The organism is Blattabacterium cuenoti, assembly GCF_014251795.1.
GTDB lineage: Bacteria > Bacteroidota > Bacteroidia > Flavobacteriales > Blattabacteriaceae > Blattabacterium > Blattabacterium cuenoti_AB.
The window spans coordinates 170,495-193,934 of sequence record NZ_CP059201.1 but is presented as its reverse complement, the minus strand read 5'-3'; the positions used below and the strand labels follow the sequence as shown (position 1 = coordinate 193,934).

General features: G+C 25.9%; 23 protein-coding genes. 15 read left to right on the top strand and 8 right to left on the bottom strand.

Features of this window, described 5'->3' with window-relative positions; all coding sequences use genetic code 11:
• The first annotated feature begins 32 nt into the window (after positions 1–32).
• From ffh to rplT, 8 genes are all read left to right on the top strand, one after another.
• Positions 33–1,382 (top strand): signal recognition particle protein, encoded by a 1,350-nt coding sequence (gene ffh, locus H0H55_RS00915; RefSeq protein WP_185861428.1) that lies wholly within the window; start codon positions 33–35, stop codon positions 1,380–1,382.
• Positions 1,383–1,494: 112 nt separating this feature from the next.
• Entirely contained in the window at positions 1,495–3,096 is a 1,602-nt protein-coding gene (locus H0H55_RS00910) for a glycerol-3-phosphate dehydrogenase/oxidase (RefSeq protein ID WP_185861427.1), read from the top strand.
• A gap of 23 nt (positions 3,097–3,119) precedes the next feature.
• Positions 3,120–4,622, top strand: a complete 1,503-nt coding sequence (gene glpK / locus H0H55_RS00905) for a glycerol kinase GlpK (RefSeq protein ID WP_185861426.1) — start codon at positions 3,120–3,122, stop codon at positions 4,620–4,622.
• An 8-nt stretch (positions 4,623–4,630) separates the two neighbouring features.
• Positions 4,631–5,377 (top strand): MIP/aquaporin family protein, encoded by a 747-nt coding sequence (locus tag H0H55_RS00900; RefSeq protein ID WP_185861425.1) that lies wholly within the window; start codon positions 4,631–4,633, stop codon positions 5,375–5,377.
• A gap of 33 nt (positions 5,378–5,410) precedes the next feature.
• Positions 5,411–6,664 (top strand): threonine--tRNA ligase, encoded by a 1,254-nt coding sequence (gene thrS, locus H0H55_RS00895; RefSeq protein WP_185861424.1) that lies wholly within the window; start codon positions 5,411–5,413, stop codon positions 6,662–6,664.
• Between the two features lie 49 nt (positions 6,665–6,713).
• Complete coding sequence (gene infC / locus H0H55_RS00890; protein WP_185861558.1) at positions 6,714–7,247, top strand: translation initiation factor IF-3; 534 nt, start codon at positions 6,714–6,716, stop codon at positions 7,245–7,247.
• A 1-nt stretch (position 7,248) separates the two neighbouring features.
• Positions 7,249–7,443: a 50S ribosomal protein L35 gene (rpmI, locus tag H0H55_RS00885; RefSeq protein WP_185861423.1), complete on the top strand. Its 195-nt coding sequence runs from the start codon at positions 7,249–7,251 to the stop codon at positions 7,441–7,443.
• Positions 7,436–7,786 (top strand): 50S ribosomal protein L20, encoded by a 351-nt coding sequence (gene rplT / locus H0H55_RS00880; RefSeq protein ID WP_185861422.1) that lies wholly within the window; start codon positions 7,436–7,438, stop codon positions 7,784–7,786. Before rpmI ends, rplT begins: the two co-directional genes overlap by 8 nt.
• Before the next feature lies 1 nt (position 7,787).
• Here rplT and def read toward each other — a convergent pair whose 3' ends face one another.
• Together def and H0H55_RS00870 are read right to left on the bottom strand one after the other, a co-directional pair.
• Positions 7,788–8,321 (bottom strand): peptide deformylase, encoded by a 534-nt coding sequence (def, locus tag H0H55_RS00875; RefSeq protein ID WP_185861421.1) that lies wholly within the window; start codon positions 8,319–8,321, stop codon positions 7,788–7,790.
• A gap of 84 nt (positions 8,322–8,405) precedes the next feature.
• Complete coding sequence (locus H0H55_RS00870) at positions 8,406–8,762, bottom strand: RuvX/YqgF family protein (protein WP_238784173.1); 357 nt, start codon at positions 8,760–8,762, stop codon at positions 8,406–8,408.
• 128 nt (positions 8,763–8,890) lie between these two features.
• On the opposite strand from H0H55_RS00870, the gene H0H55_RS00865 reads away from it, so the two are divergent.
• From H0H55_RS00865 to H0H55_RS00850, 4 genes are read left to right on the top strand one after another with little or no spacing between them, the layout of a single operon-like run.
• Positions 8,891–9,655 carry a 2,3,4,5-tetrahydropyridine-2,6-dicarboxylate N-succinyltransferase gene (locus tag H0H55_RS00865; RefSeq protein ID WP_238784182.1) on the top strand — a complete coding sequence of 255 codons (765 nt, stop codon included), beginning with the start codon at positions 8,891–8,893 and terminating at the stop codon, positions 9,653–9,655.
• Positions 9,656–10,237 carry an L-threonylcarbamoyladenylate synthase gene (locus tag H0H55_RS00860; protein ID WP_185861420.1) on the top strand — a complete coding sequence of 194 codons (582 nt, stop codon included), beginning with the start codon at positions 9,656–9,658 and terminating at the stop codon, positions 10,235–10,237.
• A 6-nt stretch (positions 10,238–10,243) separates the two neighbouring features.
• Positions 10,244–11,662 (top strand): CCA tRNA nucleotidyltransferase, encoded by a 1,419-nt coding sequence (locus tag H0H55_RS00855; RefSeq protein ID WP_185861419.1) that lies wholly within the window; start codon positions 10,244–10,246, stop codon positions 11,660–11,662.
• A gap of 3 nt (positions 11,663–11,665) precedes the next feature.
• Positions 11,666–12,673 carry a DHH family phosphoesterase gene (locus tag H0H55_RS00850; protein ID WP_185861418.1) on the top strand — a complete coding sequence of 336 codons (1,008 nt, stop codon included), beginning with the start codon at positions 11,666–11,668 and terminating at the stop codon, positions 12,671–12,673.
• On the opposite strand, the gene H0H55_RS00845 is transcribed toward H0H55_RS00850, so the two are convergent.
• The 3 genes from H0H55_RS00845 to H0H55_RS00835 are packed head-to-tail and all read right to left on the bottom strand — an operon-like array spanning position 12,657 to position 15,106.
• Positions 12,657–13,211 carry a thioredoxin family protein gene (locus tag H0H55_RS00845; protein WP_185861417.1) on the bottom strand — a complete coding sequence of 185 codons (555 nt, stop codon included), beginning with the start codon at positions 13,209–13,211 and terminating at the stop codon, positions 12,657–12,659. The two genes, H0H55_RS00850 and H0H55_RS00845, sit on opposite strands and share 17 nt — an antisense overlap.
• Positions 13,212–13,214: 3 nt before the next feature.
• Positions 13,215–14,000, bottom strand: coding sequence for a zinc ribbon domain-containing protein (locus H0H55_RS00840; protein WP_185861416.1), 786 nt, complete (start codon positions 13,998–14,000; stop codon positions 13,215–13,217).
• Between the two features lie 2 nt (positions 14,001–14,002).
• Positions 14,003–15,106 carry a Nif3-like dinuclear metal center hexameric protein gene (locus tag H0H55_RS00835; RefSeq protein WP_185861415.1) on the bottom strand — a complete coding sequence of 368 codons (1,104 nt, stop codon included), beginning with the start codon at positions 15,104–15,106 and terminating at the stop codon, positions 14,003–14,005.
• Positions 15,107–15,219: 113 nt separating this feature from the next.
• Between H0H55_RS00835 and lipA the strand changes: the two genes are divergently transcribed.
• Positions 15,220–16,074 (top strand): lipoyl synthase, encoded by an 855-nt coding sequence (lipA, locus tag H0H55_RS00830; protein WP_238784181.1) that lies wholly within the window; start codon positions 15,220–15,222, stop codon positions 16,072–16,074.
• 4 nt (positions 16,075–16,078) lie between these two features.
• On the opposite strand, the gene H0H55_RS00825 is transcribed toward lipA, so the two are convergent.
• Entirely contained in the window at positions 16,079–18,655 is a 2,577-nt protein-coding gene (locus H0H55_RS00825; RefSeq protein WP_185861413.1) for a UvrD-helicase domain-containing protein, read from the bottom strand.
• A gap of 66 nt (positions 18,656–18,721) precedes the next feature.
• On the opposite strand from H0H55_RS00825, the gene fbaA reads away from it, so the two are divergent.
• The gene (fbaA, locus tag H0H55_RS00820; RefSeq protein ID WP_185861412.1) at positions 18,722–19,789 is read left to right on the top strand and encodes a class II fructose-bisphosphate aldolase; all 1,068 of its coding nucleotides are present in this window, start codon (positions 18,722–18,724) and stop codon (positions 19,787–19,789) included.
• Positions 19,790–19,796: 7 nt separating this feature from the next.
• Positions 19,797–20,636 carry an acetyl-CoA carboxylase, carboxyltransferase subunit beta gene (gene accD / locus H0H55_RS00815; protein WP_185861411.1) on the top strand — a complete coding sequence of 280 codons (840 nt, stop codon included), beginning with the start codon at positions 19,797–19,799 and terminating at the stop codon, positions 20,634–20,636.
• 2 nt (positions 20,637–20,638) lie between these two features.
• Here accD and guaA read toward each other — a convergent pair whose 3' ends face one another.
• On the bottom strand, positions 20,639–22,180 hold the full coding sequence (gene guaA / locus H0H55_RS00810) for a glutamine-hydrolyzing GMP synthase (RefSeq protein ID WP_185861410.1): 1,542 nt from the start codon (positions 22,178–22,180) through the stop codon (positions 20,639–20,641).
• Between the two features lie 20 nt (positions 22,181–22,200).
• Positions 22,201–23,436 (bottom strand): phosphoribosylamine--glycine ligase, encoded by a 1,236-nt coding sequence (purD, locus tag H0H55_RS00805; protein WP_185861409.1) that lies wholly within the window; start codon positions 23,434–23,436, stop codon positions 22,201–22,203.
• Positions 23,437–23,440: the final 4 nt, after the last annotated feature.

Sequence of the window (23,440 nt, the reverse complement as noted above, 5' to 3'; positions counted from 1 at the left end):
AGTAATATATTAGTAAATAAAATGTATACTTTATGTTTGAACGTTTACAAAATAAATTATCTCAAGCTCTTCATATTTTGAAGGGACATAATACAATTACAGAAGTTAATATTGCATCTTCTTTAAAAGAAATCGCAAAATCACTTATTGATGCAGACGTTAATTATAAAATAGTTAAAAATTTTATTCAAAGAGTTCAAAAGAAGTCACTTGGAAAAAAAGTATTAACTTCCTTAAATCCAAGACAATTAATTATTAAAATAGTATATGACGAATTAGTTTCAATAATGGGAGAAAAAAGTGGAGAAATGAATCTTTCTAAAGATCCTACTATTATTTTAATTTGTGGATTACAAGGAAGCGGAAAAACTTCTTTTTCCTCTAAACTTGCTTTCTTTCTAAGAAAAAAAAACAAATTTCCTTTATTAGTTGCTGCAGATATTCATCGTCCTGCAGCTATAGATCAACTGAAATTGATAGCTGAAAAAATAAACATTCCTGTTTTTTCTTTAAAAGAATGTAAAAACGTTATTGAGATTGTGTCTCAATCTATTATTTATGCTTCTAAAAAAAAGAAAAACGTAATTATCATTGATACAGCTGGAAGGTTAGCAATAGATGCGATCATGATGGAAGAAATCAAAAAAATAAATCAATATTCTAACCCAGATGAAATTTTATTTGTTGTAGATACGATGACAGGACAAGATGCTATAAATACGGCTCAATCTTTTTCAAAAGTGTTAAACTTTGATGGTATTGTAATAACGAAATTAGATGGAGATAGTAGAGGGGGCGTTGCTATAACCATATCTAGTGTAGTGAAAAAACCTATAAAATTTATTAGTAATGGTGAAAAAATAGAAGATTTGGAAGTTTTTCATCCAGATAGAATAGCTAATAGAATATTAGGTATGGGTGATATAGTTTCTTTAGTTGAAAAAGTACAAGATAAATTTGATGAAAAAAGAACTCAAAAAATTTATAAAAAAATTTCAAAAAATCGTTTTGGTTTTAGTGATTTATTAGAACAAATTCAACAAATTAAAAAAATAGGAAATATAAAAAATCTGATTTCAATGATTCCCGGAATCGATAGATATTTTTCTTTTTCTGGAAATCAAACAAATTCTTTCAAAAAAGTAGAAGCAATTATTCATTCTATGACTCCTTATGAAAGAAATCATCCGAAAATCCTTTCGGATATAAGAAGAAGACAAAGAATATCTAAAGGATCTGGTATAAAATTGAATGATATAGATATTTTTTTGAAGCAATTTCATGACATGAGTCAAATTATGAAAAAAATTCATGCTCATTCAGGAAAAAAAATTGTAAAAGATTTTATATATCAAATGATTAATAAAGAAAGGAATGTATGATTTTAATTAAAATTTTCTTTTATTGAAAATATTTTTAATTTTGTTCATTTAACATTTCAAAAATACGATAAAATGTTCCGTTTGGAATTTGATATGAGTGAAACATTGAAACATGATGAAAGGTTTTTTAAATAGAGATAAGTTTTTGGAGATCTTAGATAATGTAGATATTTGGGATATCATCATAATAGGAGGTGGAGCTACAGGATTAGGAATAGCTTTAGATTCTTCTTCTAGAGGATATAAAACTCTTTTACTAGAACAATCTGACTTTTCTAAAGCTACTTCTAGTAGAAGCACGAAATTAGTTCATGGAGGGATACGATATTTAGCTCAAGGAAATATAAGATTAGTTTATGAAGCATTACGAGAAAGAGGTTTTTTATTAAAAAATGCTCCTCATTTAGTCAAAAAACAAAAATTTATTATTCCAATTTTCAATTGGAAAATGGGTATTATGTATTGGACTGGATTAAAATTGTATGAATGGTTATCTGGCTCTCTAAGTTTTGGAAAATCTAAATTTTTATCTAAAAGTGAAATAATCAAAAGTTTTCCAGAAATTAAAAGTAAAGAGTTAAAAGGAGGTATTTTATATTATGATGGACAGTTTGATGATTCACGTTTAGCTATAAATTTAGCACAAACTTGTGTTAAGAAAGGTGGAATTTTGTTAAATTATTTTCAGGTAATAAGTTTACTAAAAAAAGTTGGAAATAAAATTTCTGGAGTTCTAGCCTGTGATGTCGAAACTAAAAAAAAATATTCTATTTATTCAAAAGTAGTTATAAACGCTACTGGTGTTTTCTATGATTCTATTTCAAAAATGGATGAGTCGACATGTCCTATTGTAATCAAACCAAGTCAAGGAACACATGTTGTATTAGATAAATCTTTTTTTAGTAGTTCAAATGCGATAGTGATTCCAAAAACTCAAGATGGAAGAGTCTTATTTTGTGTTCCATGGTATGATCATGTTTTGGTTGGAACCACAGATACTTTTTTAGAAAAAAGTGTTCTTGAACCAAAACCTTTGGAAGAAGAAATTGATTTTATATTACAAACTTTCAATAAATATTTTGTAATTCATACAAAAAAAAGTGATATACTAAGTGCATTTTCCGGATTACGTCCTCTTTTTCTCCCTAATAATTTTTGTTCTACGGATACTAAAACGAAAGATATTTCTAGATCTCATAAACTTATAATTAGTCCATCTGGATTGATTAGTATTATAGGTGGAAAATGGACTACATACAGAAAAATGGCAGAAGATACAGTCAATAAAGCTATTAATATAGGTAATCTAAATAAAAAGCCTTCTGTAACAAAAAATCTTAAAATTTATGGATCTTATTCTTCATATAAAAGTAAAAATTATCATTGGAATAAATATGGAGAAGATGAATATCATATCAAAAAATTAATTGATAAAAATCCATTATTAGGTGTTTCTTTAATATCAAAAAATTCTTCTTCTTATACTGAAGCAGAAGTAATTTGGATGGTTCGTTATGAAATGGCGAGAACAATTGAAGATGTTTTGGCTAGAAGATTTCGTTTGTTATTTTTGAATGCTAAAAAAGCTATAGATATAGCACCAAGAATAGCTACATTAATGGCTAAAGAACTTTCTAGAGATGAAAAATGGGAAAAATCACAAGTAGCTGCTTTCAAAAAGCTAGCTATGCAATACTATTATCCAGTGGCTTAATAGTAGGGTCGAAAAGTTATTATATGTTTATGAAAAAATATGTGCTGTCATTAGACCAGGGAACTACCAGTTCTAGAGCTATTATTTTTGATCAAGTTGGGAATATTGTTTCCGTAGCTCAAAGAGAATTTACACAAATTTATCCTCATCCGGGATGGGTAGAACACAATGCAGAAGAAATATGGTCTACACAAGCTTCAGTTGCTTTGGAAGCTATTTTAAAAGCTAACTTAGAAGGTGAAAATATTGTATCAATAGGAATCACAAATCAAAGAGAAACTACTGTTGTTTGGGATAAAAAAACAGGAGAACCTATTTTTAATGCTATAGTATGGCAAGATCGACGAACATTCAAATATTGTGATCAAATTAAAAAAGAAGGATTAACCGAAATGATTCGAAAAAAAACAGGTTTAATTATAGATCCATATTTTTCCGCTACAAAAATTAGATGGATTCTGGAAAATATTCCAGGAGCTCAAAAAAAAGCTGACTCTGGATCCTTAGCATTTGGAACAATAGATTCATGGTTAATATGGAATTTAACTGGAAAAGAAATTCATGTTACAGATGTAACTAATGCTTCGCGTACTATGTTATTTAATATTCATACATTAAGTTGGGATCAAGAACTGATAGATCTATTTAATATTCCAGTAAACATGCTTCCAGAAGTAAAGTCATCTAGCGAAATTTTTGGTTATACGACAGGACATATTTTATCACATAAAATTCCTATATCTGGTATTGCAGGAGATCAACAAGCCGCTCTTTTTGGTCAAATGTGTACTAAAATTGGTATGGTAAAAAATACTTATGGAACGGGATGTTTTATGTTAATGAATGTGGGTAATCATCCTGTTTTTTCTCAAAATAATTTAATTACTACTATTGCTTGGAAGATTAAAAATCAAGTCCAATATGCATTGGAAGGAAGTGTTTTTATTGCAGGAGCTGTGATTCAATGGTTAAGAGACGGACTTGGGTTACTTTTATCTTCTAACGAAGCGGAAAAATTAGCTTCTTCAGTGGACAATACAGAAGGTTTATATATGGTTCCAGCTTTTTCAGGTTTAGGAGCTCCTTATTGGGATCAAAAAGCTAGAGGTACTATTGTAGGAATTACGAGAGGAACTTCTTCTGCACATTTTGTTAGAGCTGCTTTAGAAAGCATTGCTTTCCAAAATATGGACGTACTTAAAGCGATGGAAGCAGATTCTGGTATTTCTATAAAAGAACTTCGTGTAGATGGAGGAGCAACAGTAAATAAATTATTAATGCAATTTCAATCTGATATTTTAAATGTCAAAGTTGTCAAATCAAAAATTTCTGAATTAACAGCGGCAGGAGCTGCTTATTTAGCTGGATTAGCTGTAAATTATTGGAGTAGTCTTGAAGAAATTCAAGATAAATGGCAATTAGAACAAGTTTTTGAACCAAAAGAAATGTCTAGTAGATTGAAAAGAATTCAAGGTTGGAAAAGAGCTATTAAAACAACTCGTTCTTGGTCTAGAAAAATAAAATAAGTAATATAATGACAAAAATATATGCAGAAATCATAGGAACAATGATTCTAGTATTTTTAGGAAATGGAGTAGTTGCAAATGTGATTTTATCAAAAACTAAAGGGCATAGCAAATATGGAGGATGGGTTCCTATTACTCTAGGATGGGCATTAGCTGTTTTTATGGCAATAATAGTTTCTGCTCCTTATAGTGGAGCTCATTTAAATCCATGTGTAACAATCAGTTTTGCCATAATTGGAAAATTTAGGTGGGAAATGGTTCCTTTTTATATTTTTTCTCAATTCGTTGGAGCTATGTTAGGATCTTTATTTGTATGGGTTTTATACAAGGATCATTTTTTGGAAACTCAAGACGAACAAGAAAAATTATCTGTTTTTGTGACTATCCCTTCTATAAAAAATTTATTTTCTAATTTTTTAAGTGAAGTATTAGCAACTTTCATTTTTATATTTATTTCTTTATATCTTTCTACAGAAGGAATTCTTTTTTTTGGAGAAAGAAAATATCCTATAGGGTTAGGGTCTTTAGGGGCTATTCCTTATGCTTTAGTCGTGTTAGGCGTTGTTCTATCTTTAGGAGGGGCTACAGGTGCTGCTATAAATCCTGCTCGTGATTTAGGTCCAAGAATTATATATTCTATTATTCCTATTACGGGAAAAGTAAAAAATCATTGGAATTATGCTTGGGTTCCTATAATTGGTCCTATTGTAGGGGGGATAATAGCATCTACATTATATTTATTTTTATCATCATAAATCATAAAATAAAAAAACTTGTAACTTATTTTTATGAATAAAAATAAATCATCTTATCAAAAAGATTATGATCATAGAAAAATAGGTAGAAAACTTAAATTTTTTATTTTTTCTGATAGAGTAGGAACCGGATTACCTTTATGGTTACCTAGAGGAACAGTTTTAAGAAAAAATTTGGAAGAATTTTTAATTGACGTTCAAAAAAAATCAGGATATGAAATGGTCGTTACTCCACATATTGGCCATAAAAAATTATATGTTAGAAGTGGACATTGGAATAAATATGGAAAAGATCATTTTCGAACTATTCATACTCCTCGTAAAGAAGAAGAATTTCTTTTAAAACCTATGAATTGTCCTCATCATTGTGAGATTTATCGTTCTCAAGAATGGTCTTATCGTGATCTTCCTAAACGTTTTGCTGAATTTGGAACAGTATATCGCTATGAACAAAGTGGAGAGCTTCATGGATTAACCAGAGTAAGATGTTTTACTCAAGATGATGCACATATTTTTTGTACTTATGATCAATTATTAGAAGAATTTAAGAAAGTTATTAATTTAATTTTTTATGTTTTTCGTTCATTAAGTTTTTTTACATATACAGTTCGTATCTCTCTTAGAGATCCTAAAAAAATAGGTGATTATATAGGATCAGAAATAAATTGGGAAAAAGCTGAAAAGGCTATATTACAAATAGTCAAAGAAGAAAAAATCGAATCATATGTTAATTATGGAGAAGCCGCTTTTTATGGACCAAAACTAGATTTTTTAATAAAAGATTCTTTAGGTAGAAGTTGGCAACTTGGAACAATTCAAGTAGATTATAATTTACCTGAAAGATTTGATTTATATTATAAAGGAAAAAATAATGAAAAATGTCGTCCAGTAATGATCCATAGAGCTCCTTTTGGTTCATTAGAACGTATTATTGCTATTATGATAGAACATACAAAAGGAAATATTCCATTGTGGTTGGTTCCGAATCAAGCTGTCATACTTCCTATAAGTGAAAAATATATAATCTATGCAAAAAAAATTTTAAATTTAATGTCGAATTACAATATTCGTGCGTTTATTGATAATAGAAATGAGAAAATTAACAAAAAAATAAGGGATTCTGAAGAAAATAAAATTCCTTATATGATTATTTTAGGAAAAAAAGAGGAAAAAGATCAAATGATATCATTGCGACGTCATGGATTAGGACATATGGGAATATTTTCTATTTCCGATGGGATAGAACATATTTTAAATGAAACAAATAAATTCAAAAATCAAAACTAAAACTACTATTATAAAAAAGAAATTTTCAAGAGGGAATAGAAAAAACAAAATGTACCGACCATTACCCCAAAAAAAAGAAGAATATCGTATCAATGAAAGTATTGATATACAAAAAGTTCGTTTAGTCGGTGATTCTTTACTAAAGAATGGGATTTATTCTATACAAGAAGCACTTCAATTTGCAATAAAAAGGGAATTGGATTTAGTCGAAATTAATCCTAAATTAAGTCCTCCAGTATGTAAAATATTGGATTATAAGAAATTTCTATATGAACAAAAAAAAAGAAAAAAGCAATTTAAAGCAAAACAAGTTAAAGTAAATACTAAAGAAATTAGATTTGGACCACAAATTGGAGATCATGATGGAAAAGTTAAAATTAGAAGTGCTGAAAAATTTTTAATGCGTGGAGATAAAGTGAAAGTATTTGTTTTTTTTAAAGGACGTTCTATAGTATATAAAGATCAAGGAAAAATAAAATTGTTAAAATTTGCAGAAGAAATTGAAGAATATGGAAAAGTTGAACAAATGCCGGTTATGGAAGGGAAAAGAATGTATATGATATTAGCTCCAAAAAAATTTTGATATGCCTAAATTAAAAACGAAATCAGGATCTAAAAAAAGATTTAAAATAACAGCAAATGGATATGTGAAAAGAAAACATGCATTCAAGAATCATCTGTTAAATAAAAAATCAAAAAGAAGAAAACGTAATCTTTCTGTATTTACTTTGTTGAAAAAATCAGATCAAAAAAATATAAAAAAACAAATCTATGCCTAGATCTACTAATTCCGTTTCATCTAGACGAAAACGTAAAAAAATACTGAAATTAGCAAAAGGATTTTATGGTTCCAGAAGTAAAATTTATACAGTTGCTAAAAATGCTGTAGAAAAGTCTTTGTCTTACGCCTTTTCAGGGAGAAAAAAAAAGAAAAGAGATTTTAGATCTCTTTGGATTCAACGTATAAATGCAGGAGTCCGTCAATATGGAAAATCATATTCTGAATTTATGAGTAAATTATCAGAAAAAAAGATTAAAATAAATCGAAAAATTTTATCATTCATATCTATGAATGATCCTAACACCTTCAAAAAAATAATAGATGATGTTTACTCAAAATAAATTATAAATTCTTTTTTGATAAACTTATTAATTTTTTTTCTATTATTTTTTTTTCCATAGAAGAGAAATAATCAATAAAAAGTTTTCCTTCAATATGATCATATTCATGTAAAATGACTCTCGCACATAGCCCTTTTAAAGCTTTTTTTTGTTTTTTCCAATTTTTATTATAATATTCAATTATTACATTAGATTTCCTTTTTATACACCCCATAATTCCAGGAATACTAAGACATCCTTCATTAAACTTATATTCTTTTCCATAAATCTTTAATATTTTAGCATTAATAAAAACTTCCTTATAATAATTTTTTATATTCTCTTCATTTAAAAAAGGAGTTTCTACTATAAAAAGTTTAATATTTTTTCCAATTTGTGGTGCGGCTAATCCTATACCTTTTACTTTATGTATAGTTTCAAACATATCTTGAATCAATTTATTGATTTTTTCTCTTCTTTGATAGGAAGAAAAATCTATATCCAAACATTTTTTTCTTAAAATCGGATTTCCATAAAGAATTATAGGTAATATCATATGATTTGATTTGCAATTAATTTTTTTTTTCTTTTTTTGTAAGATAAGATTGTAAAATTATAGTAGCACTAATTTGATTTAAAATTACTTTTTTTCTTCTTTTTTTTTTTTTAACCCTAATCTGATCATGGTATAAAAAGCCATTTTAGATGTAAAACGTTCATCTAATCTCTCTATAACAATTTTAGGATATTTGATGTGAAATTGATTTATAAATTTTTGAATATCTTTTTCTATTAAAATTTCTTTTTTATTATTCAGTTTTTTTGGTAATCCAACAACAATTTTTTCGATTTTTTCATCTCTTAAAAAAGATTCTAAAAAATTCATTAAATTTTTAGTAGGAATAGCATTTAATCCAAATGCAAATATTTTTTTTTCGTCTGTTATAGACAATCCAGTAATTTTTTTTCCATAATCTATTCCTAGTATTTTTGCCATTATTCAAATATATATAATACTTGTTATCTTATTTTATTTTTGCTACTTTTGTTGTATTAATTATTGAATTAAAAGTGAATAAACTAAAATTAGAAATCGATAAAATTTGGGAAAACAAAAATGCATGGATGACTGATTCAAATATCAAAAATATAGTTATTCAAGTTATTGATCATTTAGAAACGGGGGCATTGAGAGTTTCAAATTATTTAAACGGAAAATGGATAGTTAATGAATGGGTAAAAAAAGCTATTATTATGTATTTTTCTATTCAAAAAATGAATAGAATCGAATTAGGTCCATTAGAATTCTATGATAAAATTCCTATAAAAAATAAATTTAAAGAAAAAAAAGTTCGTGTCGTCCCTCATGCGATTGCACGTTATGGTTCGTATATATCCCCTGGAGTTATTCTTATGCCTTCTTACGTTAATATAGGAGCATATATAGGGGAAAATACCATGATAGATACATGGTCTACAGTAGGAAGTTGTGCTCAAGTTGGAAGTGGTGTACATGTTAGTGGGGGTGTAGGAATAGGAGGAGTATTAGAACCTTTACAAGGGAATCCAGTTATTATTGAAAATGATGTTTTTATTGGATCTAGATGTATTTTAGTGGAAGGAATTTTAATAAAAGAAGGAGCTGTTTTAGGAGCTAATGTTGTTTTAACTGCCTCTATTAAAATTTTTGATGTTACGAATAAAGAACCTATTGAAATGAAGGGGGTAATTCCTGAATATTCTGTAGTCATACCTGGATCTTATCCAAAAAAATATCCTTCAGGAACATATCATGTTCCATGTGCTATGATTATAGGAAAAAGAAAAGAGAGTACAGATAAAAAAACATCATTAAATGATGCATTGAGAACCCATAACTTAGCAAGTTAAATGTCTTTTCAGATCGAAATCAAAAAAAGTGTAGATATATTAAAAAAGGGGAAAATTTTGTTATATCCTACAGATACTGTATGGGGATTAGGATGTGATGCATTTAATATGCAAGCTATAAAAAAAATATGTAAAATTAAAAATAGAAATATTTTTAAATCTATGATTCTTTTGGTGGAAAGTATGGATCGTTTATGTCAATTAGTAGGAAAAATATCTTTTTTTACTCAAACGATAATTTTAGATAATTTAGTTAAACAAGAGAAGCCGATTACTATAGTATATGATAACATTAAAAAAATAAAATCTAATTTTATTAGAAAAGATAATACTTTAGCTGTTCGTTTAACATATGATCCATTTTGTATTTTTTTAATACGTAATTTAGATAAACCCATAATTTCTACTTCGGCTAATTTTTCAGGATTTATGACTCCTAAATCTTTTTCAGAAATTCATCCTTATATTATAAGAAAAACAGATTATGTTGTAAATTTTCGTAGAGAAGAAAAAGCGATCTATAGTGGTTCTTCTATTATAAAAGTTGTTTCCGATCATAATATCAAAATATTACGTATGTAAATTGATATGAATTTATCATCTGCTATTCATAGAAAAATATTTCATATTGTAAGTATTTCTGCTCAAAAAATCAAACAAGATAGTTATGTTATAGGAGGTTATGTTAGAGATTATTTATTAGGAAAAATAAAATTTAAAGATTTAGATATTTTAACGATAGGAGAAGGAATTAGGTTGGCTAAAGAAGTTTCTAAATACATAACTCCTGATCCTAAAATCAGGATATTTAAACGTTTTGGTACAGCAATGTTGGAATATGAGAATCAAAAAATCGAATTTGTGGGATCAAGAAAAGAATCCTATCATTTTTATAGTAGAAAACCTATTATAGAATTTGGATCATTGAAAGATGATCAAAATAGAAGGGATTTTACAATCAATGCTCTAGCTATTAGTTTAAATCGTAATAATTATGGGGAATTAATAGATCCATTTGGAGGATTATTAGATTTGAAACAAAAAATATTAAGAACTCCATTAGATGCAAACATTACTTATTCTGACGATCCATTACGAATGATGCGAGCAATTCGATTTGCTACTCAACTAAAATTTGTGATTGAAAAATATTCATTTCAATCAATTAAAAAAAATAAAAACAGAATAAATATTGTTTCTTCAGAAAGAATTATAGATGAATTTAATAAAATTCTTTTATCTGAAAAACCTTCTTTAGGATTATTTTTATTATATAAATCTGGATTATTATCAATCATATTGCCAGAGTTAGTTTTATTAAAAGGAATAAAGGAAAAAAATGGATATAAACATAAAGATAATTTTTATCATACTTTACAAGTAGTAGATAATATTAGTAAAGAAAAAAATAATTCTCTTTGGTTAAGATGGGTTGCATTACTTCATGATATAGGAAAGACTCATACAAAGAAATTTTTACCGAAAATAGGATGGTCTTTTCATGCTCATGAATTGGTAGGATCTAATATGATTCCAAATATATTTCAACGTTTAAAACTGCCTAAAGGTTCTTATATGAGATATGTTAAAAAGATTATTCAACATAGTTATAGACCTATCACATTAATAGGAAATCACACTAAAGATTCTGCTATACGTAGATTATTATTCGATATAGGAGACGATTTAGAAGATTTAATGAAATTATGTATTGCTGATATTACTACTAATAATATTGAAAAAAAAAATAAATATAAAAAAAATATTTATCTTCTTATGGAAAGAATTAGAAAATTGGAAGAAAGAGATAGAATTCAAAACTGGAAATCACCTATATCAGGAAATGATATTATGAATACATTTCATATTAATCCATGTAAAAAAATAGGAATTATAAAAGATTTTGTTAAGGATTCTATTTTGGAAGGGAAAATATCTAATGATTTCCACTCTGCTTATTTTCTTATGTTAAAGAAAGGAGAAGAATTGGGATTGAAAAAAAAATAATATATGTTATTTTCTAACATCAATGGAATAAATAAAAAAAAAATTGTGTTATTGATTCATAACAATCCAGATGGAGATGCTTTGGGATCTTCTCTTGCTCTTTTTTTTTATCTAAGAAAATTAGAACATGACGTAGATTTAATATCTCCAACAGAATATTCTGAATCTTTTCAATGGCTTCCTGGATCGGAGGATATTATTGTTTTTTCTGACAACACACAATCTATAGTGCAACAAAAAATTATCGAATCAGATTATATTTTTCTTATAGATTTTAATAATTTATCAAGAATCAATAAAATAAAAAATTTTTTTTTGTATTCAAAAGCAAAAAAAATACTAATTGATCATCATCCTTTTCCATTTTTTTTTGATTTTATGTTTTCAGACCCTACAGCAGCAGCTACCAGTATTTTAGTTTTTCGATTCATATCTGATATGAATAATTTAGATAAAATCGATAAAAAAATAGCAACGTGTTTGTATGTAGGATTAATGACTGATACAGGTTTTTTTCGTTTTCCTTCTGTTACTTCAGAAACTCATTTTATTGCCGGAAAATTAATAGAAAAAGGAATTGATATAGATTACATTTATGATCATCTACAAGAAAAATATAATGAAAATAGATTAAAACTTTTATCTAAAGCTTTAAAAAAATTAAAAGTCATTCAAAAATACCGAACAGCTTATACAAGTATAAAAGCTTCAGATATGAAAAAAAATTCATATAAACAAGGAGATACAGAGGGAATCATTACCTATGGATTAGGTATTAAAAATATTATTTTTTCAGTTTTCTTTTTTGAAGAAAAAGAAAAATATCCCATCAAAATCTCCTTTCGTTCTAAAGGAGATTTTGATGTAAATATGTTTGCAAGAAAGCATTTTAGAGGAGGAGGACATAAAAATGCAGCAGGAGGAATATTAGAAAAAAGTTTATCTGAAGCTATAGAATATTTCTTAAATATTATTCCTAATTATGATAAAACCCTTATGTTTTCCATTTGATATTACATCCATAACTTAATTTTACTATTGGATCTATTTTTTTTCCTTCTAAAATATTTTGCAATATATTTCTCACATCTAAACCTGTAACAGGAATATGATTTTCAGGTCTAGAGTCATCTAATTGACCATGATAACATAAATTTCCTTTTCCTGAAAATATAAAAAATTCAGGAGTGCATTTTGCAGAATAGTATTTAGCAACTACTTGTGTTTCATCAAAAAAATAAGGGAATGGATAGCCTAATTTATGATATACTTTTTTCATATTTTCTGGAGAATCATCCGGATATTTTTCTGCATCATTAGAATTAATTGCTAAAAATGAAATTTTTTTTGGTAAAAAATCATTTGCTAAACGAATCAATTCTGTATTAATATGTTTAACATATGGACAATGATTACAAATAAACATTATTACAGTTGCTTTATTTGAAAAATAATCTTTTAAAAATTTTTTTTTTCCTGAAGAAACTTCTAATAATTCAAAATTTTTGATTTGAATTTTAATTTCTCTAGAAGAAAAAGTTCGTACCATAATTTATAATTTTTTTTTATAACAAAAAACAAAAGATTTTTTCTTTTCTTCTTCAGCTAATTCAGCATCTATTAATATTCTTCCACTATGTTCATCTATCAAAAGTTTATTTCGTTGTATTAACTCTGAATATTTTTGAGGTGTGATTGCTAAATAAGAACCTAATGGAGCTCCTCTTTGTACTGGAGCTACAGCTACTCCATTTTTAACTCCATTTCTAATTCTTTGATAGGTTTTTAATAAATTATTATCTACCTTTTTAGAAAAATATAAAGATTGCTCCAATAAAATTTTTTCTTCTTTATCGTTTTCTAATAAAGTATGATTCAATTCTTTTTTTTTATGAAAAAGGTGTTCTTCTTTATTTTTTAATACATGTTCTTTTTTTTCTAAAATTTCTTTTTCTTTATGAATTTCAATATTCAACTCTTTAATTATTTTTTTAGCTAATTGTATTTCTAATTTTTGATAATCAATTTCTTTATCTAAAGAATATAATTCTTTATGATTTTTTATATGATCCTTTTGTTTTTCATATTTTTTGATCAAAATTTCTGAATATTTAATATTTTTATTTTGCTTATTTATGTTTTCTTTTATAGAAGAAATATTTTCATGAATATTTTCTAATTTTTTTTTTATTTGATCTAGTTCTTCTTCTAGATTTTTTATTTCCATAGGAATGTTTCCACGGAATTTTCGTATTTCATCAATACGAGAATCTATTAATTGAAGATGATATAGTACTCTCAATTGATCTACGACAGTGATTGCTTTTTTATGGACCATAATTAATAAAAATATTTAACTGGATTAGTATGAACTTCTGATTGATAAACAGAAATCGAAGTAAAATTTTTATCTAAAAAAGATTTCAGCAAGTTTTTAGTAAATTTTTCAGATTCATAATGTCCTATATCTACAATTAATATTTTTTTCTCATATTTAAAAAAATCATGATATTTCAAATCAGAGGATATAAAAACATCAGCTTCTTCTTTTACTGAAAATTCTATTCCTAAACGTCCTGAACCTGTAATCATAGCTATTTTTTTAATTTTTTTTCCTGTAAAATTGGAATGTCGAATACAAGGAATATTCATTTTTTTTTTGATAAAAAGAAGAAAATCATATTCATTCATTTTTTCTATAAGATTTCCCACAAAACCTATACCTACATAAGGATTTACATTTTCAAGATTATAAATTTCGTAAGCTACTTCTTCATAAGGATGATTTTTAAAAAGGGCATTTCTTATTATATTTAATTTATAATCAGGAAAAATGACACTAATGCAAGTCTCTTTTTCCATATGAAAAGTTTCTTTTTTACCAAAAAAAGGTTTAGTTTTCATGTTTCCCATGTAACTTCCCAATCCATCAAAATTAAAACTACAATGACTGTAATTAGAAATATTTCCAGCTCCTGCTTCAAACAAAGCATTTCTAACCTTTACAGCGTAATTAATTGGTACATAGGTAATTAATTTTTTTATAGTTTCTTTTTTTGGAAAAAGTACCTTTTCTCTTTTTATTTGTAATAATTTAGAAATATAAGAAGAGGTTCCTTCCCATACAACATCTAAGTTTGTGTGAATTACATAAATAGATATATCATTTTTTAGCGCATGAATTATAATTCTTTCTGAAAACGTTTTTCCAGTAATATTTTTCATAGGCATAAAAATGATAGGGTGAAAAGAAATTATTAAATCACATTTTCTACTAATAGATTCGTCAAAAACTTCTTCCGTGAGATCTAAAGTTATCAATATATTTTTGACTTTTTTATGAAGTGATCCTACTATCAATCCAACGTTATCATAAGATTCTGCATATTCTAGAGGAGCCAAATTTTCCAGTACATCAGCTATATCTCTCACAAACACTTCCATATCAATAAAAATATCCGTTTTAACAAATTTATCAAAAAAAATTGATTTTTATATTTTTTATAGTATAATATAGTATAATAATGAAAATTAAATTCAAACAGAAAGGAAAGGATATGAACATTATTAAAAAAAAACCAAAATGGTTAAAAGTAAGACTACCAATAAGCAAAAATTATCATGAATTGCAAAAATTAGTTTCTTTGCATAAACTGAATACGATTTGTCAAAGTGGGAGTTGCCCAAATATAGGAGAATGTTGGGATAAAGGAGTGGCTACTTTTATGATATTAGGAAATATTTGTACAAGATCTTGTAGATTTTGTGGAGTAAAAACAGGAAAACCTGATAAAATCAATTGGGAAGAACCAGAAAAAATAGCAAAATCCATAAAAATATTAAAAATAAAACATGCAGTATTAACTTCTGTTAATCGGGATGATTTACATGATATGGGTTCTTCTATATGGGTTCATACTATACAAAAAATACGATATTTAAATCCTTTTATTACAATAGAAGCTTTAATTCCAGATTTTAAAGGAGAAAAAAAAATAATAGATAAAATAGTTGATCTGCATCCAGAGGTAATTTCTCATAATGTTGAAACAGTTTCTAGACTAACAAAACAAATTCGTATTCAAGCTCAATATGATCGAAGTCTTAAAGTTTTGCAATATATCAAAGAAAAGAATAGAAATATACGTACAAAAACAGGAATTATGTTAGGATTAGGAGAAACAAAAGAAGAAATTATAGAAACAATGAAAGATATCAAAGAATCTCAAGTGGATATTTTGACAATGGGACAATATTTACAACCTTCTTTAAAACATTATCCTGTTCGTTTTTTTGTTTCTCCAGAACAATTCCAAGAATTGAAAAAAATTGGATTAAAAATGGGGTTTAAATATGTTGAAAGTGGACCATTAGTTCGATCTTCTTATCATGCAGAAAAACACGTAAAATGAATAATTAATAGTTTTTTTTTTCTATTCCGAATATATATTGACTTTTTTTTTCGTTCCACATTTTTTTTTCACATAAAAATTTTTTAATGTAAAAAGATATAGATGTATCATTTCCAAGTTTAGAAAATAAGATAAGTTGTTCAATAGAACGGGTAGTAGCTACATATAACAAATTGATATTGTCAAATTTAATATTTGATTGATAATATTCATAAAAATTACGAATGTTATTGTCATGTTTTATATGTTTGAAATTTTTTTCTATTTCTAAATAAATAGGATTGAATCCATTATATAAATGAGGATTGACATCTATCCATATTTCTTCTTTCGAAGAATCAACATTCCAATCAGTAAAAGGAATAAGAACCACAGGAAATTGCAATCCTTTAGATTGATGAATAGTCATAATACGAATAGCATTGATGTTATTAGAAATCACAATACTTTCTTTTTCTTTTTTTAACTCCCAATAATCTAAAAAATGTATGATTGAATTTTCTGCTATTTTTGTAGTTCTATGAACAAAATCTAAAAAAGAATAGATATATGCATAGTTTTTTTTATTTAATAATCCAAATGCTTCAATAATATCTTCTGATATACTGTATATTGATTTATTATATAATTTGTTTAATGTTAAAGAGTTTTTAAAAAAAATTTTTTTTAAAAAAAGATTTAAAGGTAAAAAAATAATTTTCATAATAAAATCATGATGATTCATCTTAATATGAAAAAATCCTTTTTTTGACAATAAAAAAATTAAAACAACTCTTTTTCGATAATTATATGGGTAAGCAATAATATATAAAAAATTTATTATGATTTGTATTTCAAAATGATTTTTTATTAGTAGAGAAACAGAAGTATTTACAACTATACCATCTTCTACTAGTTTTTCAGATAAAAAATGACCTTCTTTATTATTCCTGACTAAAATAGCAATATCTGATAATGCATATTTTTGTTTCAATAATTTTTCTATTTTATTTTTTATTTTTAAATAAATATATTCTTTGTAATTTTGATTAGAATTTTTAATAAAATTGATTTCTACATATCCACCAGATTTTTTATCTATTTTTTGTTTATAATTCTTATATATATTTTGATAAATTGTAGAATTGAATATTTTAGATATAGATTGATAAAGTGAATTATTAAATTTTACAATTTCTTCATAGCTACGGAAATTTTTTTCTATGCTTCTAATTTTTTTATTATAATTTGACTTAGAATTTATTAATTTTATAAATTGACTTGAGTCACCCCCTCTCCATCTATATATAGATTGTTTAGGATCTCCTACTATCATAGCTGATCCATTTTCTGATAATGCATTTTCAACTAAAATTTGAATATTTTTCCATTGTAAAAATGAAATATCCTGAAATTCATCTATAAAATAATGGTGATATTGTAATCCAATTTTTTCATACATTTTTGGGAATGTTTCTTGTCCAATTTTTTCATAAAGGATTTTATTCAATTCTGTATTTAAAATAATTTTTTTTTCATTTATTATATAACGGAACTCTTTTTCTACTTCGTGTATTATTGATAATATGCTTATATTTTTTAAGAAAAGTTTGTCCAAAAGATAGTTTGATATATTTTTTTTATATAAAAATTTTGTTTCTTCATATAATGAAAGTATTCTTTTTTTATTTTTTTCTATTAGTATTTTTTGATTTTTGTCAGAAAAATATTTTGAATAAAATATTTTTCTTTTCATATATTTTTCAATACGTTCATGAAAAGGATTCAAAAATATATTTTCATTTTTAAATTTTTGGAAAAATCTGGGTAAATCTAAATGAATAAATGAATGTTTTTTAATAAGAGTTTTTTCTAAAAGATTAAAAAATTTTTCTCCTTTTTTTTTACATTCTTTTTCAAAAATTTTGGTTCTTTTGATTAAAATATTTTTTAATTGAATAAAATCTTCCAAAGAATAATTTTTCATTTTTTTTACAGGAAAAAAATTGTTTTCTTTAACCATTATATGAGCTATTTTTAATAATTCTTTTTTTAAATCCCAATTTTTTCCTTTTTTTAGTTTTTCCAAGGAAGATTGAATTAAAACTTTTGACCATTTTTCAGAATTTTTTAATCTGTACAATATATTTTCTACTATTTTTAACAAAAACCGATCGATGTCCATTTCTAAATGGATTTCTCTTTCTGAAAAAAAAGATCTTATAATATTATAGGTAAATTTATCTATTGTACTTACATTTCTAGAAAAAAAATAGAAATCATGTAGAATAGAAAATAATATTTTTTCAGAACGTTGATATAATTGATGTTTTGTTAAATTGAAATTTTTTGTGATATAATCAAACAAAAAACGATATTCTTTTTTAATTTTTTGAATTGAAAATTCTTTTATACACTGTATAATACGATTTTTCATTTCTTCTGAAGCCTTTTTAGTAAAAGTTAAAACTAAAACTCTTTTAAATTCATCAGGATAAGGACTTTTGAGTAAAACATAAAGATAATTTATGACTAAAAGAGTCGTTTTTCCAGAACCAGCTGAAGCGTTATATATTTTTAATGTAGATGGAGAAACTAGCATAGTGAATTTTATTTTATTAAGTTAATTAAAAAAATTTTTTTTATATTTTTTATAAAATTTAAACATATGCATAAAAAATTTCCATTTGGTGTAGCTACTGGTGATCTTGTTACAGAAATATTCGAGTATGCTAAAAAAAATGTATTTTCTATACCAGCTGTAAACGTTGTTGGATCTAATACTATCAATGCTGTTATGGAAACCGCTGCAGAAGTAAATTCTCCTGTTATTATTCAATTATCTAATGGAGGTGCTATTTTTAATGCAGGAAAAGGATTAGATAATGATCAACAAAAAGCAGCAATTCAAGGCTCTATAGCTTGTGCTATGCATGTTCATGAATTGGCTTTATATTACAAAACAACAGTAATTCTTCATACAGATCATTGTTCTAAACCTTTTCTTCCATGGATAGATGGATTGATAGAAGCCAATGAGAAACATTATAAACGTTTTGGAAAAACTTTGTTTAGTTCACATATGTTAGATCTTTCTCAGGAATCTTTAAAAGAAAATATTCACATTTGTGAAAAATATTTCGATAAAATGAATAAAAGTAAAATGACTATTGAAATAGAACTTGGAGTAACGGGAGGAGAAGAGGATGGTATAGATAATTCTAATGTAGAAAACAAAAAACTTTATACTCAACCCGAAGAGGTTGCTTATGCCTATGAAAAATTAATGAAAATCAGTAATAATTTTATAATAGCAGCATCTTTTGGTAATGTACATGGAGTTTATAGACCTGGAAATGTAATACTTCGTCCTGAAATTTTGAAAAATACACAAGAATACATACAAAATAAATTTCATACGAAGACTAAACCCGTTTCTTTTGTTTTTCATGGAGGATCAGGATCAACAGAAGAAGAAATACAAAAAGCTATTAATTATGGAGTTGTTAAAATGAATATAGACACTGATTTACAGTATGCTTTTACTTGTGGAGTTCGAGATTATATGAATCTAAATCAAGAATATTTAAAAAAACAAATAGGAAATCCAAAAGGGGAACATATTCCTAATAAAAAATATTATGATCCTAGAGTCTGGCTAAGAGAAGGAGAGAAATCGTTTAAAAAAATTTTAAGAAAATATTTCAAATTTATGAATAATATTAATACTTTATAAAATAACCATGGCTTGGTTTTTAAGAAAAAAAAAGAATATATCAACATCTATAGATGATAGAAAAGATTTACCAAAAGGTATTTGGTACAGAACTCCTAGTGGAAAGATTATAGATACAGAAGAATTAAAAAAAAACGCTTATGTTAGTCCAGAAGATGGATATCACGTAAGAATTCACAGTCAAGAATATTTTGAAATTCTTTTTGATCATGGAGAATTTATAGAAATGAATGTAAAAATGATGAGCAAAGATCCTATGAAATGGAAAGATTATAAAAAATATTCAGATAGAATTCAAGAAGCAAGAAAAAAAACAAATTTATATGATGCTATTAGAACAGGAGTGGGAAAAATTCAAACAATAAATATTGTGATATCTTGCATGGATTTTTCATTTATAGGAGGATCTATGGGATCTGTAGTCGGAGAAAAAATATCTAGAGCGATCGAATATTGTATTGATAAAAAATATCCATATGTATTAATTTCTAAATCTGGAGGAGCAAGAATAATGGAATCCTCTTTTTCATTAATGCAAATGGCTAAAACTATAGCTAGACTTACCCAATTACGTGATGCTAGAATCCCTTATATTTCCGTTTTAACTGATCCAACTACAGGAGGTGTTACTGCTTCTTACTCTTTACTTGGAGATATAAATATAGCAGAACCAGGAGCTCTTATTGGATTTGCTGGTCCTAGAGTAATTAGAGAAATCATAGGAAAAGATCTTCCAAAAGGATTTCAAACAGCAGAATTCTTAATGAATCATGGATTTATCGATTTAATTTCTCCTAGAACCAAATTAAAAAAAAACATATATAATTTAGTTTCTATGATGATATAAAATCATTCCCATTCAATAGTAGATGGCGGTTTAGAAGTAATATCATATGCAATTCGATTAATTCCATCAACTTCATTAGTAATTCTATTTGAAACTTTTTCTAAAAAATCATAAGATAAATGTGAAAAAGTAGCAGTCATAAAATCTTCAGTATTCATTACACGTAAGATAGCTGCATATTCATATGATCGTTTATCACCTTTAATTCCTACAGATTTTACAGGAAGTAAAACAATAAAAGCTTGACTCACTGAATTGTATATATCGTAATTTTTTAATTCTTGCGAAAGAATATTTTCTGCTTCTTTTAAAATGGAAATTTTTTTTTCATTAATTTCTCCAATAATACGAATACCGAAACCTGGGCCAGGGAATGGATGACGATATAAAATTTCTTTTGAAATCCCTAATTTTTCTCCTATCTCTCTTACTTCATCTTTAAATAATTCTTTTAATGGTTCTATAAGTTTGAATTTTTTCAGTTCTTTCGGTAATCCTCCTACGTTATGATGAGATTTTATAGAATTTTTTTTTAAATAAACAGAAGATTCAATAACATCTGAATAAATGGTCCCTTGTGCTATAAATTCAACATTTTCAATTTTTTTCGATTCCTCTTGAAAAATAGAGAAAAATTCTTCTCCTATTACTTTTCTCTTTTTTTCAGGATCCACAATTCCAATTAGTTTAGATAAAAAACGGTTTTTAGCATCTATTATTTTTATGTCAAAATTCATTTTTTGACATAAAAAAAAAATTTTTTCTTTTTCGTTTTTCAGTAATAATCCTGTATCTACAAAAATACAACTTAAAGAATTACCAATAGCTTTATGAATAATATAAGCAGTTACAAAAGAATCTATCCCTCCAGAAAAACCTAATAAAACTTTTTTTTTATTAACACGTTGTTTAATATCATTTATCGTTTTTTGAACAAAATGATTGAGTTTCCAATTTGAATTACATTTGCAAATATGAAAAACAAAATTTTTTAACATAGATACTCCATATTCTGTATTTTTTACTTCTGGATGAAATTGAACTGCATAAATATCTTTACTAATATGACTCATGGCTGCAATATGACAAGATGATGTATGTCCAATTACTTGAAATTCTGTTGGAATATTTTTGACTTCATCAAAATGACTCATCCAAACAATTGATTGATCGGGAATACCATGAAATAAACTATGATTTAAATGATCTATGATAAAGTTAGATTTTCCATATTCTTTGTATTTTGATTTTTTTATTTCTCCTCCAAAAAGAAAAGAAATAAGTTGCATCCCATAACAAATACCGAATATAGGAATATTCATTTGAAAAAATTTTTTTGATATTAATGGAGAATTTTTTTCATAAACAGAATAAGGTCCTCCCGATAGAATCAATCCTTTAGGTTTTTTTGAAATTATATGAGATATAGAAATATCATTATAATGATATAACAAAGTATATACTCCTACATCTCTAATTCTTCTAGCAATCATATGACTATATTGAGATTCAAAATCTAATATGAGTATAAAATCTTTTTTCATTTTTTTTTTATGCTGTTAAATTATAAACCAATATCTTTTCTGAAATATAAATTATCAAATTGAATTTTTTTAACCTTATCATAAGCTTTTTTTCTAGCTTCTTGAATCGTATTTCCTGTTTCTACTATGTTAATTACTCGTCCACTTGATGTAATCCATTTTTCTTGTTCTCTTTTTGCTCCAGCAATATAAAAAGGTTCTTGTAAAGAATTTAATCCTGTTATAATTTTTCCACTTTCATATTTTTCAGGATATCCTACAGATGATAAAACTACGCAACAAGAACATAATTTTTTCCAATCAAAAAATATTTCTTTCTTCTGAAAAGAAGATTGAATAACATTTAGAAAATTACTTTTCATTAATGGAAATAAAGTTTGAGCCTCAGGATCTCCGATACGAGTATTGTATTCTAATAAATAAACTTTGTTATGACTAATCATTAATCCAAAATATATGAATCCAAAAAAGGTTAATTTCTCTATAATTAATCCTTCTAAAGTAGGTTCTAAAATATTTTTTTTAAAGTCTATCCAAATCGAATTTTTCATATGTGGATTAGGAACAATCGCGCCCATTCCTCCTGTATTTAATCCTTGTTCATTTTCACCAATTTTTTTATAGTCTTTAGCCGATAAAAAAGGAATTATATTTTTTTTATTAAAAAAAGCTATAATCGAAGCTTCGTTTCCTTTTAAAAATTCTTCTATAATAATCTGATTTCCAGATTCTCCAAATTTTTTCTTGATCATAATATTTTGTAATACTTCTATTGCGTCATTTGGATTATGAGTCAAAAAAACTCCTTTTCCAGCAGCTATTCCGTTAGTTTTAATAGCTATAGAATTTGTGTTTTTTTTTAAAAAATTAATTGCTTTTTCATAACAATAAAAAATTTTATATTTAGGAGTACGAATTCCATATTTCCTCATAAAAGATTTCGCAAAAATTCGATCTCCTTCAAGTTTAGCCGCTAGGTAATGCGGTCCAACTATTTTTAATCCAAAATTTTGAAAAATATCTACAACACCTTTCAATAAAAAAACTTCTGATCCTACAATAGTTATATCTATTGTATTTTTTTTAGAAAAAAAACCTAAATCTAATACAGTATGATGATTTTCAATATTTTTTCCTATTATACTTGTTCCTCCGTTTCCAGGATAAAAATAAAGATCTATTGAAGGATCATCTTCCAATAATTTTTTACCTATAGCATGTTCACGTCCTCCTCCTCCAAGAATTAAAATTTTCATGATT